Genomic DNA, 15,788 nt, shown 5'->3' on the forward strand with positions numbered 1-15,788 from the left:
CGCTCATATGCAGCCTGCCAATCCGTATTGGCCGGCGCCGCCAGGGCGAGCTAGCATGGTGGGTTCGCCCGGCACGGACGGCTTGCTCCCCGTGGCACAAACGAGCATCATTACGCCATTGTTTTGGAGCCGACTGGATGGACCTCTCGAAAATTACCTGCACCGAAGATTTCCGGCTCGCGGCCAAGCGCCGCGTACCCAAGATGTTCTATGACTACGCCGATTCCGGCTCCTGGACGCAAAGCACGTACCGGGCCAACGAAGAGGACTTCCAGAAACTGAAGTTCCGCCAGCGGGTGGCGGTGGACATCCAGAGCCGTTCCCTGAAGTCCACCCTGCTGGGCCAGGAGGTGGCCATGCCGCTGGCCTTGTCGCCCACCGGCCTGACCGGCATGCAGCACGCCGACGGCGAGATGCTGGCGGCGGTGGCCGCGCGCGACTTCGGCATCCCCTTCCCCCTGTCCACCATGAGCGTGTGCCCCATCGAGGACGTGGCCCCGGCCACGCGCGCGCCGTTCTGGTTCCAGTTGTACGTGATGCGCGACCGCGGCTTCATCGAGAACCTGATCGCCCGCGCCAAGGCGGCCAATTGTTCCGCCCTGGTGCTGACGCTGGACCTGCAGGTGCTGGGCCAGCGCCACAAGGACATCAAGAACGGGCTGTCCACGCCGCCCAAGCCCACGCTGCGCAATCTGCTCAACCTGGCCACCAAGCCCTATTGGTGCCGCAACATGCTGGGCACGCGCCGGCGCACCTTCGGCAATATCGTGGGCCACGCCAAGGGCGTGTCGGACCTGAGCTCCCTGTCCATCTGGACGGCCGAGCAATTCGATCCGTCTCTGAACTGGGGCGATATTGAATGGATCAAGAAGGTCTGGGGCGGCAAGCTGATCGTCAAGGGCATCATGGATGCGGACGACGCGCGGCTGGCCGTGGACAGCGGCGCCGACGCGCTCATCATCTCCAACCACGGCGGGCGCCAGCTCGACGGCGCGCCGTCTTCGATTTCCTGCCTGCCGGCCATCGCGCAGGCGGTGGGCGACCGCATCGAAGTGCTGGTGGACGGCGGCATACGTTCGGGCCAGGACGTGCTGCGCGCCCGCGCCCTGGGCGCCCAGGGCGCCATGATAGGCCGCGCCTTCCTGTATGCGCTGGGCGCGGCGGGTCAGGCGGGCGTCACGCGCCTGCTGCAGCTCATGGCCAACGAGATGGACGTGTCCATGGCCTTCTGCGGGCGCACGTCCGTGGAGAAGGTGGACCGCTCCATCCTGCTCAATCCGGACATTTTCGACCGCCCGGGCTATTAAATATCCGTGTTCAGCGGCCCCGGCCGGGCGGGCAGGCGGCCGCGTCCGTGCGGCCGCTCCAGGTCCAGCATGGGACCGGCGGGCACGATGCCGGTGGGATTGATGTGCCGGTGACTGATGTAGTAATGGGTCTTGATGTGGTCCAGGTTGACGGTGCCGGCCACGCCCGGAATCTGGTAGAGCTCCAGCATGTAGCCCCATAGATTGGGATAGTCGATCAGGCGGCGCACATTGCACTTAAAGTGGCCGACATAGACCGGGTCGAAGCGGATCAGGGTGGTGAACAGGCGCCAGTCGGCCTCGGTCAGGCGCGCGCCGATCAGGTAGCGCTGGCGGCCCAGCAGGGATTCCAGCTCGTCCAGGGCCGAGAACAAGGCCTGCACGGCCGTTTCGTAGGCGGGTTGGGCGGTGGCGAAGCCGGCCTTGTAGACGCCGTTGTTGATGGCGTCGTACACCTGCGCATTCATGGCGTCGATCTGCTCCAGCAGCTCGGCCGGCGCCATGTCCAGTTCGCGCGCGCCCAGCTTGTCGAATGCGCTGTTGAAGATCCGCATGATGTCGGCGGACTCGTTGTTGACGATGGCGCCGCGCTGCTTGTCCCAGAGCACGGGCACGGTGACGCGTCCGGTGTAGTCGGGACGGGCCCGGCGATAAAGCTGGTGCAGGAACCCTGCGTTCATCACCGGATCGGGCACCACGCCGGCGGCGGGCTCGAAAGTCCAGCCCTGCTCGCCCATCACGGGGTTGACGATGGATACGCCGACCAGTTCCTGCAAGCCCTTGAGCTCGCGCATGATCAGGGTCCGGTGCGCCCAGGGGCAGGCCAGCGACACGAACAGGTGGTAGCGACCGGCCTGGGCGGGCCAGGCGGTCCGGCCTTGGGGGCCGGGCTGGCCGTCCGGCGTGATCCAGTCGCGGAATTGCGACTGGACGCGCTTGAATTCGCCGGAGACTTTGCCGGTGACGGGCTCCTCGGTATTCCAGATTCCATCGACCAGCATGCCCATGCCCTACTCCTTTAAGATTTCAATATTCAACCCTTAAGTTTAAGGGTGATCTCGGCAATGTGCTTGCCCTGATAGCGCGCGCCGTCCAGTTCGTTCTGGGTGGGCTGGCGCGAGCCGTCGCCGCCGGCCAGGGTGGAGGCGCCGTAAGGGCTGCCGCCGGTGACCTCGTCCAGCCGGGTCTGGCCTTCGAAGCTGTAGGGCAGACCCACCACGACCATGCCGAAGTGCAGCAGGTTGTGGATGATGGACAGCAGCGTCAGCTCCTGGCCGCCGTGCTGGGTGGCGGTGGAGGTGAAGGCGCCGCCGACCTTGCCGTTCAGCACGCCGCGCGCCCACAGGCCGCCGGCCTGATCCAGGAAGCTGGCCATCTGCGAACTGATCCGGCCAAAGCGCGTGCCTGTGCCCACGATGATGGCGTCATAGTGCTCCAGATCGGCCACGGTGGCGACCGGCGCTTCCTGGTCCAGTTTGAAATGGGCCGCCTTGGCCACGGCCTCGGGCACCAGTTCGGGGACGCGCTTGATGTCCACGGTGGCGCCGGCGCTGCGGACGCCTTCGGCGACGGCTTGGGCCATTTTTTCCACGTGGCCATAGGCGGAATAATAGAGAACGAGGACTTTTGCCATCTGATCTGCTCCGAGAATAGGACCGAGAAAAACGGTGCGGGACAGGCAGGGCTTGTGCTGCGCACCGAGCTTGCATCATAGAGTCTGGCGGGCGGCTTTGCCAGCCGTGCCGGACCTGCAAGTCCGGAGCGTGGCCTCAGGCGCTTGCGGGCCGGCCGGATCAGGCCGGCAGCAGGGCGTAAGTGGTGGTGGCGTGGGCCACCAGCCGGCCTTGTTCATCCAGCAGCTTCACGTCGCCGAAGGCCAGGCTCTTGCCGCGCTTGAGCACCTGCGCCTGGACCAGCACGTCGCCCTGGCTGACGGGCCGCACGAAGCTGGTGTTCAGCGATACCGTCGTCATGGGGCGGAATTCGCCCAGGCTGCTGCTGACGGCCAGCACCATGGCCGTGTCGGCGGCGGCCATGTAGACCTGGCCGCAGATCACGCCGGCCACGTGGGTGATCTGATCGGAAAAAGGCAGGCGCAGGGTCGCGCCGCCGTCGCCGATCTGCTCCACCTGCAGGCGCAGGGCCTGGACCCAGGGCGCGAAAAGCGTAGACAGCGATTCTCGGGCTTGTTGGATGTCCATATTGCCTCAGCCGCAGTAGACGGAGATGATGCGGTTCTGCTCGTCCACCCGGATGCTGAGCCGGCTGGCGTCGTAATCCGTCGTGTACATGCGGTCCGGCACCAGGACCCGGGCGCGGGCCGCGCCGGACTGACGGACCAGGCGCTGCACCTGGCTGTCGCCGGCCTGCTGGCCGGCGGGATTCAGGGCGTCGACGTTGCACACGCCCCCGCTGGAATTCTCGAACTGCGAGGAGGATGGGGCGCTGGACGTGGAGGAGCCGCCGGTGGCGGTGCAGGCGGCCAGCATCACGGCCGGCAGCAGGGGCAGGAGAAAAGAAGGTCGCATGGGGAGATCCTTGAAAACATCAAGCCTGAAGAATCAATGATACCTTTTCTACGCCTGCTGCCTAGGGCGCCTTGCCTTGGAGCCCCATCCGGCCGACACATCCGGATGGCCGGCGATGGCGTAGCGCAGGGGCGCGTGCGCCCATTGGCCGGCATAGTCCACGCCCACCCTGGGGCCTATGCGCACTTCCTCCAGCGTCAGGGCCGGCGCATCGAGCACGTGCAGGGACGGGGTGCAGACATCGGCGCCATTGTAGTGCCGGTCGATGTCCAGGCCGCGGCACAGGCGGCCCGGACCGGACAGCGATGGGGCCGGAGCGCCGGGCATGTGGGCCGCGCGCAGCAGCACCGCCGTGCCGTCGCCTTCCACGCCGCTGACCAGGTTCACACAGTGATGCATGCCGTAGATCAGGTAGACGTAGGCGTGACCGGCCGGGCCGAACATGACGCGCGTGCGCGGCGTGATGCCGCGCCGGCTGTGGGCGGCCTGGTCCTGGGGGCCCAGGTAGGCTTCGGTCTCCACGATCACGGCCTGCCGCCGGCCGCGTTCGTCGTCCAGCACCAGCGTCTTGCCCAGCAGCTCCAGTGCGACGATGCGCGCGTCGCGTGCAAAGAACTCGCGCGGCAGCCAGAGCGTCTGTTCAGACATGGGCGGGCACGGCGTTCAGGCGGTCCAGCCAGGCTTGCCGCTCCTGCGCCGGCAGGAACGACGAGCGCAGGCTGTTGGCGGCCAGGGTGCGCAACTGCTCCGCCTGCAGGTCCAGGGCCTGTGCGGTCTGCATGTAGTTGTCCAGCACGTAGCCGCCGAAGTAGGCCGGGTCGTCGGAGTTGACGGTCACGTTCAGGCCCTGGTCCAGCAGGCGCTTCAGATTGTGCGCATGCAGGCTGTGGAAAACCTTGAGCTTGAGGTTGGACAGGGGACAGACGGTCAGCGGCACGGCCTGTTCGATCAGGCGTTGCATCAGTTGCGGATCGTCTTCGCTGCGCACGCCATGGTCGATGCGTTCGACTTTGAGCAGGTCCAGGGCGTCGCGCACATAGCTGGCCGGGCCTTCCTCGCCGGCATGCGCGACCAGGCGAAAGCCCATCTCGCGGCAGCGGCCGTAGACGCGTTCGAACTTGGCCGGAGGATTGCCTTTCTCCGCCGAGTCCAGGCCTATGGCCACCCAAAGGTCCGCGTACTGTTCGCGCAGCGGCAAGGCGGCCTCCAATGTCTGGAAGGCGTCCTCTTCGCTCAGGTGGCGCAGGAAGCTCAGGATCAGATAGCTGCTCACCCCCAGTTCCCGGCGGGCCTGGCGGGCGGCCCCGGCGATGCCCGCGAAAACGGTCTGCATGGACACGCCCCGCGCGGTGTGGGTCTGCGGGTCGAACATGATTTCCGCATGCACCACGCCGTCCTCGCGGGCGCGGCGCAGGTAGGCCCAGGTCATGTCGAAAAAGTCCTGCTCGGTGATCAGCACGCCGGCGCCGGCGTAGTACAGGTCCAGGAAAGACTGCAGATCGGTGAACTGGTAGGCCGCCCGCAGGCTTTCCACGTCCGGATAGGGCAGGTCCACGCCGTTGCGCCGGGCCAGGCGGAAGATCAGCTCGGGCTCCAGCGTGCCTTCGATGTGCAGATGCAGTTCGGCCTTGGGCAGGGCGCGCACGAACTCGCGCAGGGACTGGGGGAGGCGGTCACGTCGGGCTCCATGGATGACGGGTGATGCCTGCCATTATACGTAGCCGCCGCGCCCCGGTCAGGGGCGGCGCAGGGCCGCTGCGGCCAGGGCCAGCCAGGCCAGTATCATGGCCACGCCGCCGATGGGCGTGATTGCGCCCAGCCATTTCACGCCGCTGAGCACCAGCGCATACAGGCTGCCGCTGAAGATCAGCACGCCGGCCAGCATCAACGCGGCGCTGCGCGCCCGCCAGGCCGGATGCAACTGCGAGCCCAGGGCCGCCGTCAGGAGCAGGCCCAGCCCGTGCAGCAGTTGGTACAGCACGGCCGTATGCCAGACGGCCAGGGAAGAGGCGTCGACCAGGGAGCGCAGGGCGTGGGCGCCGAACGCGCCCAGGCCCACGCCCAGGGCCAGGAGCAGGGCGCCGGCGGCAATCGCGGATCGTGGATTCATGTCTGTCCTTGCAAGGCGCCGCCGGGGCGGCGCGGGTGGTGGCGGATGCTATTATCAGACAAAAAAACAGCTTTTCCTGCAAGGAGCGTGCATGAGCGCGACGGATCCCGTGCTTCAGGACGAACAGTCTTCCGTGGTGGCCGCCTTTCGGTACAGGCCCGGCAGGCCGGCCGAGGCGGTGGACGTGCGCAGCCTGCCGGCCCGAGACCCGGCCCAGGACGGTTTTGTGTGGATAGGTCTGAAGGATCCTTCCGACGAACTGCTGGAGTGCGTGGGCGCGCAGCTTGGCCTGCCCTCCAAGGCCATCGAGGAACTGATCTCCCCCCACCGGCGTCCCAAGCTGGTGGAGTACAGCAATTGTCTGATCGTGGTGGCCATCACGCTGGGCATGAAGGAGCTGCGGCCGGTGTTCGGCAATACCCAGCTGGTCATAGGCCCCGGCTTTCTGATGACGGTGCGGCGCGGCTCGAACAGCAACTATCTGGAGCTGCGCTCGCGGCTGGAGAATTCGCCGGAACTGCTGCAGCGCGGCAGCGATTACGTGGCCTCAGAGCTGCTGGACCTGATCGTGGACCAGTACCTGGTGTCGCTGGAGCAGATGGAGAAGGCCGTGGAGACCATAGAGCAGCAGTTCCTGATCCGCGGCTTCAAGGAAAGCGACGTGCGCCGCATCTACAGGCTGCGGCGCGATCTGTTGCGCATCCATACGGCTGTCACGCCGCTGGCGGAGTTGTGCCGCCGGCTCTCCAGGGTGGGGCTGGCCTATGTGGACGAGGACAGCCGCGCCTATTTCGGTGAAGTGGCCGACCGCATCTCGCGCACTTCGGAGTTCATCGGCAGCCTGCGCGAGGCGCTGGCCTTCGCGTTCGAAGGCGGATTGATGATAGGACAGATGCAGCAGACCGACACCACCCGCAAGCTGGCCGCCTGGGCCGCCATCCTGGCGGTGCCCACGGCCGTGGCCGGCATCTACGGCATGAACTTCAAGTTCATGCCGGAGCTGGACTGGCGCCTGGGCTATCCCATGGCGCTGGCGCTGATGGGCGGAGTCTGCGGGTTTCTTTACTGGCAGTTCAAGAAAGCCAAGTGGCTTTAGCGTGCATCGGGGTGCTGAGCCGCGCCGCGCGCAAGGAGGCATCATGAATCTGGACAAGGAATTGCAAAGTCAGGTGCCGGACCTGGCCGACGATGATTTGCTGCAGGACGATCCCGTGCTGCAGGCCTGGCTGCAGCGCGGACATCTGCAGCCGGGACTTCATGGATTGGAGCGCTACGGACGCGAGCTGGGGTCCGCCCACTGGCGGGCCCAGGGTGCCTTGGCCAATCGCGAGACGCCGCAATGGCGTCCCTGGTCGCCCCAGGGGGAGCGCATCGACCAGGTGGACTTCCACCCGGCCTGGCATGCCCTGATGGAGCTGGGCATGGGGCAGGGCCTGCATGTCTGGCCTCACGAGCCGCGTCCGGGGCTGCATCTGGCCCGTGCGGCGAGTTTCTATATGCACGGCCAGATCGAGGCCGGGACCCTGTGCCCCCTGACCATGACCCGCGCGGCGGCGCCCTTGCTGCAGGGCGAAGGCTTCGAGGACTGGCGGCGACGCCTGGAAGTGCGCCAGTACGACCCTTCCAGCCGCCCCGTCGCGCGCAAGCACAGCGTGCTGTTGGGCATGGGCATGACGGAGATGCAGGGCGGTTCGGACCTGCGCGGCTGCACCACGCAGGCGCATGCCGACGGCGACGGCCGGGCCTTTCGCCTGTATGGTCACAAGTGGTTCTTCTCGGTGCCGCAGGCGGCCGCTCATCTGGTCCTGGCCCGTGAACAGGAGCAGCTGTCCTTCCTTCTCGTGCCGCGCCATGTCGCCGACGGGCTCAACGGCCTGCGCATCCGCCGCCTGAAAGACAAGCTGGGCAATCGTTCCAACGCCAGCGCCGAGATCGAATTCGACGGGGCGCTGGCCTGGCGAGTGGGCGAGGCGGGGCGGGGGATCGCGCTGCTGGCGGGCATGGCGGCGCGCACCCGCGTCGATTGCGTGCTGGGCAGCGCCGCCCTGATGCGCCAGGCCCTGGTGCAGTCGCTGCATTACTGCCGCCATCGTCGCGCCTTCGGCAAGATCCTGCTGGAGCAGCCCTTGATGCAGGCGGTGCTTCTGGACATGGCGCTGGAGAGCGAGGCGGCGGCCCATCTGGCGTTCTTCCTGACGGAGCTGCAGGAAAGGGCGGATGATGAGCAGGCGCAGGGCGTCTTGCGCGTACTCGCGCCGGCCGCCAAGTTCTGGGTCTGCCGGCGGGCGGTGGCGCTGTGCGCCGAGGCGATGGAGACCTGGGGCGGCAATGGCTACGTCGAGGACGGGCCCATGCCGCGCCTGCTGCGCGAGGCGCCGGTGAATTCCATCTGGGAAGGTTCGGGCAACGTGATGTGCCTGGACGTGCAGCGCGCCCTGGCCCAGCCCGCCGTCCAGGCCGCCTTGCAGTCGGACTTGCAGGCCCGTTGCGCGGGCGACGCCCGCCTGGAGAATGCGGCGCGCGAGCTGATGGACGGGAGCGCCCAGGCGGGCGGGCGCGCCTGGACGCAGGCGCTGGCCGTACTGTACCAGGCCTGCCTGATGCGCGAGATGGCGCCGCAGGACTGGGCCGGCCTTTTCCAGACGCATCGGCTGGAGCGCGGCCCGGCCGCCGTGTTCGGCGTGGAGGGCGCGGCGCGGCCTCTGGACTGGCTCCGGCGCAGCTGGCTCAGGCTGGACGCATGAGGCCTATGGGGAGAATGCTCTGGACAGGGGACGGGCAATACCTATAATTTGTTAGCCCCGATTCTGCTTTTTGCCTGGAGCATCGTCTGCATCATGATTGCCTTCGCCTTGCCGTGCCCGAGCCTGACTCCGCGCCTTCGCGCACAGTTCGCCGCCCGCAGCGGACTTGCCGCCCTGCTGCTGATGCTGGCGGCGCAGGCGCAAGCGGCGGGCTTCCAGCTGGAGGGCCGGGTGGTGCGGGTGGCCGACGGGGATACCCTGACCGTGCTGCTGGACAATCGCCAGCAGCAGCGTGTGCGCCTGGCCAGCATCGACGCCCCCGAAACCACCAAGGATGCACGCCGCCCCGGCCAGCCCTATGCGGAGGCCTCGCGCCGCTACCTGTCCGAGCTGGTGGCCGGCAAGGACGTGCGACTGTCCTGCTTCGAGAAAGACAGGCACGGACGGGCCGTCTGCGACGTGCTGCTGGAAGGCGGCCAGACCGCCAATCAGAAAATGGTGGAGGCCGGCCTTGCCATGGCCAACCGGGAAAAGCGCGGCCGTTTCCTGCGCGACGCGCGCATCGATGGCCTGGAGCGCGAAGCCAGGCGCGCCGGCCTGGGCATCTGGTCCGAACAGGAGCCGGTGGCACCCTGGCAATGGCGCTACCAGTGCTGGCAGAAAGGACAATGCTAGCCCGCCTGCGGCGGGCGCTGCTGATCCTGGGCTGCAGCGCGCTGGCCGCCTGCTCGGAGCCGGTCAACAGCCCCTACGAGGAGCATAGCGCAGCGGAGAACGTGCTGTACAGCGCGTTCACCACCCGTTCGCCCAACCACTTGGATCCGGCGCTGTCCTATTCGGGGGACGAGACGCCGTTCACCTATTCCATCTACGAACCCCTGTACGGCTATCACTACCTGGACCGGCCCTACCGCCTGATTCCCAAGGCGGCCGCCGAACTGGTCGAGCCCGTCTACCTGGACGCCAATGGCCGCCGCCTGCCTGCCGATGCGCCGGGAGAGCAGGTGGCCATCAGCCGCTACGACATTCCCATCAAGCCGGGCATCGCCTTCCAGCCCCATCCGGCCTTCGCGCGCGACGAGCAGGGCCAGTACCGCTACTATCCCATGCGCGCACCGGACCTGCGGGACGCTTTCAGCATCGGTGACTTCCCCCATGCGGATTCGCGCGAGCTCAACGCGCAGGATTATGTCTATGCCTTCAAGCGCCTGGCCAGCCCGCGCCTGGCTTCGCCCATATCCGGCGTGATGGCCGAGCATGTGCGCGGCTTCAAGGAACTGGCCCAGCAGTTGGCGCAGGACGACAAGCGCTCGCCCCGGCCCGACTGGCTGGACCTGCGGCCCTACACGCTGTCAGGGGTGCAGGCGCTGGACGAGCACACCTTGCGCATCGAGGTGCTGGGGAAGTACCCCCAGTTCAAGTACTGGCTGGCCATGACGTTCACGGCCCCTGTCCCCTGGGAGGCGGAGCGCTTCTACAGCCAGCCGCGCATGGCGCAGCACAACCTGACCCTGGACAGTTGGCCCGTGGGCACCGGCCCTTTCATGTTGACCGAGTCCCAGACCAACCGGCGCCATGTGCTCAGCCGCAATCCCTTGTACCGGGGCGAGCCCTACCCGTGCGTGGGCGAGGCCGGCGACCTGGAAGCCGGCCTGCTGGAGGACTGCGGCAAGTCCATGCCCTTCCTGGACAAGGTGGTGTTTTCGCTGGAGAAGGAAAGCGTGCCCCTGATGGGCAAGTTCCTGCAAGGCTATTACGACATTCCCCAGGTGGAGCGCGGCGAGTACGGCGTGGCCATGACCGTGGCGGCCAACGATTCCGCCGACAAGGCTGCGCTGTACAGGGAGCGGGGCCTGCAGTTGCGCACGGCGCCCGAGGCGCAGTTGTTCTACATGGGCTTCAACTGGCACGACCCGGTGGTGGGCAAGGGCGATACGCCCGAGCAGGCCGAGCGCAATCGCAAGCTGCGCCAGGCCGTGAGCATTGCCTTCGACTGGGAGGAGTACGTCTCCATCTTCATGAACGACCAGGCCCAGGTGGCGCACAGCCCGCTGCCGCCGGGCGTGCCGGGCTACCAGCCGCTGCCGCAGGGGGCCAATCCCTATGTCTACACCGTCAAGGGACAGACGGTGCAGCGCCGCAGCCTGGACGAGGCGCGCGAGCTGCTGCGCGAAGCCGGCTACCCGGACGGGCGCGATGCGCGCACCGGCAAGCCGCTGATCCTGTACTACGATTCCATGGGCGGCATGGGCTCGGACGCCACCGTGGACTGGATGCGCCGCCAGCTGGGCCAGGTGGGCCTGCAACTGGAGGTGCGCGCCACCGACTACAACCGCTTCCAGGACAAGATGAAGCGCGGCGCCGCGCAGATGTTCATCTGGGGCTGGGTGGCGGACTATCCTGACGCCGAGAACTTCCTGACTTTGCTCTACGGTCCGCAATCGAAGGTGGATCATGGGGGGGAGAACGCCGCCAACTACCAGAGCGACGCTTATGACCGGCTGTACGAGCAGATGCGTTTCCTGAACGACGGCCCCGACAAGGAGGCCGTCATCCGCGAGATGGTCAAGGTGGTGCAGCACGACGCGCCCTGGATGTTCGGCTATGTGCCCAACGCGGGCGGGGCCTATCAGGTGTGGGTGCGCAATGCCAAGCCCTCCCTGATGATACGCGACAGCCTGCAGTACTACCGCATCGACGCGCAGCAGCGGGTGGAGCGGATCCAGGAGTGGAACCGCCCTGTCTGGTGGCCGGCCATTCCCTTGCTGCTGATGCTGGCCGCGCTGGTGTGGGCGGTGCGGCGCATGGCGCGCCAGCGCCGCACCCGCGCCGCCCTGCGCAAGGAGGAATCCTGATGTTTTCTTATCTGCTGCGGCGCGTGCTGTACGGAGCCCTGATCCTGGTCGGCGTGAACCTGCTGACCTTCATCCTGTTCTTCGCCGTGAACACGCCCGACGACATGGCGCGCCTGTCCATCGGCGGGCAGCGCGTCAGCCAGACGGCGATAGACAACTGGAAGGCCGAACGCGGCTACGACAAACCCTTGTTCTACAACGGCCAGGCGCAGGGCGGCGAACGGTTTACCGACACCATCTTCTATGAACGTTCCGTGCCTTTGCTGCGCCTGGATTTCGGCCTGTCCGACCAGGGGCAGGATATCGGCTACCAGATACGCAACCGCATGGGTCCCAGCCTGGCCCTGGCCCTGCCCACGTTCTTTCTGGGCCTGTGGGTCTGCATCAGCTTCTCCCTGCTGATGGTCTTTTTCCGCGGCAGCCGCCTGGACTTTTCGGCGGTCGTGCTGTGCGTCGTGCTGATGTCCATCTCCGGGCTGTTCTACATCATTGCCGGGCAATGGCTGTTCGCCCGGGTGCTGCGCTGGGTGCCGTTCTCCGGCTGGGTGCAGGGCCTGGAGAACTGGCGCTTCCTGGTCCTGCCCGTGCTGGTGGGCATTCTGTCCCGGCTGGGCGCCGAATCGCGCTTCTACCGCAGCCTGTTCCTGGAGGAGGCCAGCCGGGACTACGTGCGCCCGGCGCGCTCCAAGGGCCTGGCCGAGCGCTGGGTGCTGTTTCGCCACGTGCTGCCCAATGCGCTGCTGCCCATCCTGACGAGCACGGTGTCCGCCTGGCCGCTGCTGTTCATGCGCAGCCTGATCTCGGAATCGTTCTTCGGCATTCCGGGGCTGGGCAGTTTCACCATCGATGCCATCAATGCCCAAGACTTCTCCATCGTGCGCGCCATGGTGTTCCTGGGATCGCTGCTGTATATAGCAGGGCTGATCCTGGCGGACATATCCTACACGCTGGTCGATCCCCGCATCCGCTTCAGTTGAGTCCGCCATGCCACAGTTCGTCTTTCTCTGGACCGATACCTTCGTGCTGGCGCTGTTCCTGGCGATGGCCGTCTATGCGCTGCGCGTGGCGCGCCGCCCGGGGCTGCGTTCGGCCTGGGCCAGTGTGGCGCGCACGCCCTCGGCCATGTGCGCGGCCGTCTTCCTGGCTTTTTTCCTGCTGGTGGGCCTGCTCGATTCCATCGACTATCGGCCTATGCTGCCGCCGGCGCCCGGCCAGGAGGCGGCTGCGCCCATGTATGCGCCGGTGGCCCGTTCCGTGCTGGATGACCTGTTGAGCCGCGCCGCCCTGTCGGATGTGGAAAAAACCTATTCCGCGCCCCTGGCGCGCTTTCAGTTGACCAAGGAAACCGTGCTGATCGCGGGCGAGGCGGTGCGCGACTTCCCACGCCTGGTCAACGCCGGGGTAGGCATGGATACCATCCAGGCCCATCACCAGGACGTCCGGCGGCTGGCCCTGCGGGGGCTGGCCTGGGGAGCGGGCTGGTGCTTGCTGCTGGCGCTGGCCCTGACCCTGTGGGGGCGGCGCAAGGCCCTGGAACCGGGCTGGGGCGGCGCCTGGGTCTACTGGTGGCAGGGCCAGGGCCTGGTGCCCTGGCGGGCCGTCTGGATCAGCGCCTGCCTGCTCGGCCTGGCGCTGAGCGTGGTGATCAGCCTGAGCGCCAACTATCACGTGCTGGGCACGGACCGCACCGGCAATGACATTCTTTGGCAGGCGCTCAAGAGCGTGCGCACGGCCCTGGTCATCGGCACGCTGACCACCTTCGCCATGCTGCCGCCGGCCATCATACTGGGTCTGGCCGCCGGTTATTTCCGCGGCTGGGTGGACGATGTCATCCAGTACATCTACACCACGCTGACCTCGATACCCGGCGTGCTGCTGATCGCCGCCTGCGTGCTGATGATGCAGGTGTACATAGACACGCACCCGGACAGTTTCGACACCGTGGCGGCCCGCGCCGACCTGCGCCTGTTCATGCTGTGCCTGATCCTGGGACTCACGGGGTGGGCGGGACTGTGCCGCCTGCTGCGCGCCGAGGTGCTGAAGCTGCGCGAGCTGGACTACGTGCAGGCCGCCCAGGCCTTCGGCGTCAGCCCCTTGCGCATCATGTTCCGTCACCTGCTGCCCAATGTCATGCACATCGTCCTCATCACCCTGATCCTGGAGTTTTCCGGGCTGGTCCTGTATGAGGCCGTGCTGTCTTACCTGGGCATAGGGGTGGATCCCAGCATGCCCTCGTTCGGGCGCATGATCGACGCCGCGCGCAGCGAGCTGTCGCGCGATCCCATCATCTGGTGGGGGCTGGCCGGCGCCTTCGCCTTCATGCTGGCGCTGGTGCTGTCCGCCAATATCTTCGCCGACGCGGTGCAGGCGGCCTTCGATCCCCGCACGCGCCGCTTCCGTGCGGTCCGTTTGCGCCATCCCGCTGGAGACATCAAGCCATGACGAGCCCATCCGGCAGTTCTTCCGTTCTGCATATCCAGGGCCTGGAAGTGCGCGTGCAATCCGACGCCGGGGTGCAAAGCGTGGTGCGCAATTTGTCCATGGCGGTGCGCAAGGGCGAAACCTTCGCCCTGGTGGGCGAATCGGGTTGCGGCAAGAGCATGACGGCCATGGCCATCCTGCGCCTGCTGCCCGAAGCCGCCTGGATGCAGTCCGGCGCCATCGAGCTGGACGGCCTGGACCTGCCGCCGCTGGCCGAGGAGCAGATGCAGGACGTGCGCGGCCGGCGCATCAGCGTCATCTTCCAGGAGCCGTCCACCAGCCTGAATCCGGTCATGTCCGTCGGCCGGCAGATCAGCGAGGTCATACGCCGGCACCGCGTGGCGCCGGCCGGGCAGGAGCGCGCGGCGGCCGTACGCTGGCTCAAGCGCGTGGGCATCCCGGCCGCCGAGCAGCGCTACGACGATTTTCCCTTCCAGTTCTCGGGCGGACAGAAGCAGCGCATCATGATCGCCATCGCCTTGGCGGCCGAGCCCGACCTGCTGGTGGCCGATGAACCCACCACCGCCCTGGACGTGACGGTGCAGGCGCAGATCCTGCAGCTGCTGGCCGACATACAGAAGGAAATGGGGCTGGCCATCCTGCTGATCACGCACGATCTGGCGGTGGTGCGCCAGTACGCGGACTACGTGGCGCTGATGCGCCACGGCCAGATCGTGGAATCGGGCCTGGCCAGCCAGTTCTTCCTGCGGCCCACGCATCCTTATGCGCGTGAATTGCTGGGCGCCATCCCCACGTATGAAAAGCGCGGGCGTCCGCTCTCCAGGGAGGCGGCGCCCGAGCCCGGACGGGTCCCAGAAAAGGGATGGCTCGTCCTGGAGATCGAGGCCCTGTCCGTGGCCTACCGCCAGTCGGGCTCCTGGTGGCGCCGCCTGCCGCCCGTGCCGGTGGTCAAGGGCCTGAGCCTGCGGCTGCACAAGGGCGAAACCCTGGCCCTGCTGGGCGAGTCCGGCTGCGGCAAGAGCACGGTGGCGCGCGCCTTGATGCGCCTGCTGGACAGCCAGGCCGAGATCGGCGGCCGGGTCAGGCTGCTGGGGCAGGACGTGCTGGCGGCCAGGGGCAAGGCCCTGCGGCAGCTCAGGTCGCGATTGCAGATCATCTTTCAGGACCCGTACGGATCGCTGGACCCGCGCATGATGGTGGGCGACATTCTCCAGGAGGGCCTGTCCGCGCTGCGCCCGGACCTGGACGGCGCGGCGCGGCGCAAGCGCGTGGCGACCCTGGTCGATCAGGTGGGCCTGCCCAAGAACACGCTGGAGCGCTACGCGCACGAGTTTTCCGGCGGTCAGCGACAGCGCATCGCCATCGCGCGCGCTCTGGCGGTGGAGCCCGCGGTGCTGATCTGCGATGAGCCGACCTCGGCGCTGGACGTGTCGGTGCAGGCGCAGATACTGGACCTGATGCGCCAGCTGCAGGCCGAGCTGGGCCTGGCCTATCTGTTCATCACGCATAATTTCGGCGTGGTCGAGTACCTGGCCGACCGCATCGCCATCATGGCGCAGGGGCGCATCGTCGAGCAGGGCACCGCCGAGCAGGTGCTGTTTCATGCCCGGCAGGAGCAGACGCAGCGCCTGCTGGCCGCCGTGCCCAGACTGGAGGTCGAGCCGGCCGCCCGGCGCCACCGCCCCGGCCGCCGCAGCCTGGCCGGATCAGGATGAATGAGTCCGGCGTACGGCGTCCGGCGGCTATCTGTGCATCCTGTATGTGTCTACAATAGGACTGTCTGGTCAGTGATTGATAAATAA

Annotated in this window: 15 protein-coding genes; 8 read left to right on the forward strand and 7 right to left on the reverse strand. The window is 67.2% G+C overall.

What is annotated here, in order from left to right; all coding sequences use genetic code 11:
* Positions 1-137 precede the first annotated feature (137 nt).
* Positions 138-1,307, forward strand: coding sequence for an alpha-hydroxy acid oxidase (locus tag ACWPWO_RS05630; protein WP_454005078.1), 1,170 nt, complete (start codon positions 138-140; stop codon positions 1,305-1,307).
* Here ACWPWO_RS05630 and ACWPWO_RS05635 read toward each other — a convergent pair.
* The 7 genes from ACWPWO_RS05635 to ACWPWO_RS05665 form a co-directional block, all read right to left on the reverse strand.
* The gene (locus tag ACWPWO_RS05635) at positions 1,304-2,314 is read right to left on the reverse strand and encodes a glutathione S-transferase family protein (protein ID WP_454005079.1); all 1,011 of its coding nucleotides are present in this window, start codon (positions 2,312-2,314) and stop codon (positions 1,304-1,306) included. The two genes, ACWPWO_RS05630 and ACWPWO_RS05635, sit on opposite strands and share 4 nt — an antisense overlap.
* A gap of 26 nt (positions 2,315-2,340) precedes the next feature.
* Positions 2,341-2,940 carry an NAD(P)H:quinone oxidoreductase gene (wrbA, locus tag ACWPWO_RS05640; protein ID WP_454005081.1) on the reverse strand — a complete coding sequence of 200 codons (600 nt, stop codon included), beginning with the start codon at positions 2,938-2,940 and terminating at the stop codon, positions 2,341-2,343.
* A gap of 160 nt (positions 2,941-3,100) precedes the next feature.
* Positions 3,101-3,508, reverse strand: a complete 408-nt coding sequence (locus ACWPWO_RS05645; protein WP_454005083.1) for a PaaI family thioesterase — start codon at positions 3,506-3,508, stop codon at positions 3,101-3,103.
* A 6-nt stretch (positions 3,509-3,514) separates the two neighbouring features.
* Positions 3,515-3,835: an I78 family peptidase inhibitor gene (locus ACWPWO_RS05650; RefSeq protein WP_454005085.1), complete on the reverse strand. Its 321-nt coding sequence runs from the start codon at positions 3,833-3,835 to the stop codon at positions 3,515-3,517.
* Between the two features lie 48 nt (positions 3,836-3,883).
* Positions 3,884-4,483: a DNA-3-methyladenine glycosylase gene (locus ACWPWO_RS05655; RefSeq protein ID WP_454005087.1), complete on the reverse strand. Its 600-nt coding sequence runs from the start codon at positions 4,481-4,483 to the stop codon at positions 3,884-3,886.
* The gene (locus ACWPWO_RS05660; RefSeq protein WP_454005089.1) at positions 4,476-5,480 is read right to left on the reverse strand and encodes an adenosine deaminase; all 1,005 of its coding nucleotides are present in this window, start codon (positions 5,478-5,480) and stop codon (positions 4,476-4,478) included. Before ACWPWO_RS05660 ends, ACWPWO_RS05655 begins: the two co-directional genes overlap by 8 nt.
* 90 nt (positions 5,481-5,570) lie before the next feature.
* Positions 5,571-5,945, reverse strand: a complete 375-nt coding sequence (locus ACWPWO_RS05665) for a DUF423 domain-containing protein (RefSeq protein ID WP_454005091.1) — start codon at positions 5,943-5,945, stop codon at positions 5,571-5,573.
* A 91-nt stretch (positions 5,946-6,036) separates the two neighbouring features.
* Here ACWPWO_RS05665 and ACWPWO_RS05670 point away from each other — a divergent pair, with 91 nt between their 5' ends.
* From ACWPWO_RS05670 to ACWPWO_RS05700, 7 genes are all read left to right on the forward strand, one after another.
* Complete coding sequence (locus ACWPWO_RS05670) at positions 6,037-7,041, forward strand: magnesium and cobalt transport protein CorA (protein ID WP_454005093.1); 1,005 nt, start codon at positions 6,037-6,039, stop codon at positions 7,039-7,041.
* A gap of 43 nt (positions 7,042-7,084) precedes the next feature.
* Positions 7,085-8,689 (forward strand): acyl-CoA dehydrogenase family protein, encoded by a 1,605-nt coding sequence (locus tag ACWPWO_RS05675; RefSeq protein WP_454005095.1) that lies wholly within the window; start codon positions 7,085-7,087, stop codon positions 8,687-8,689.
* 93 nt (positions 8,690-8,782) lie between these two features.
* Complete coding sequence (locus ACWPWO_RS05680; protein WP_454005096.1) at positions 8,783-9,364, forward strand: thermonuclease family protein; 582 nt, start codon at positions 8,783-8,785, stop codon at positions 9,362-9,364.
* Positions 9,358-11,544 (forward strand): ABC transporter substrate-binding protein, encoded by a 2,187-nt coding sequence (locus tag ACWPWO_RS05685; protein WP_454005098.1) that lies wholly within the window; start codon positions 9,358-9,360, stop codon positions 11,542-11,544. Before ACWPWO_RS05680 ends, ACWPWO_RS05685 begins: the two co-directional genes overlap by 7 nt.
* Positions 11,544-12,521, forward strand: coding sequence for an ABC transporter permease (locus ACWPWO_RS05690; protein WP_454005100.1), 978 nt, complete (start codon positions 11,544-11,546; stop codon positions 12,519-12,521). The genes ACWPWO_RS05685 and ACWPWO_RS05690 overlap by 1 nt, the downstream gene beginning before the upstream one ends.
* A 7-nt stretch (positions 12,522-12,528) precedes the next feature.
* Positions 12,529-13,986 (forward strand): ABC transporter permease, encoded by a 1,458-nt coding sequence (locus ACWPWO_RS05695; protein ID WP_454005102.1) that lies wholly within the window; start codon positions 12,529-12,531, stop codon positions 13,984-13,986.
* The gene (locus ACWPWO_RS05700) at positions 13,983-15,701 is read left to right on the forward strand and encodes an ABC transporter ATP-binding protein (RefSeq protein ID WP_454005104.1); all 1,719 of its coding nucleotides are present in this window, start codon (positions 13,983-13,985) and stop codon (positions 15,699-15,701) included. The genes ACWPWO_RS05695 and ACWPWO_RS05700 overlap by 4 nt, the downstream gene beginning before the upstream one ends.
* Positions 15,702-15,788: the final 87 nt, after the last annotated feature.

Source organism: Alcaligenes sp. Marseille-Q7550 (genome assembly GCF_965112015.1).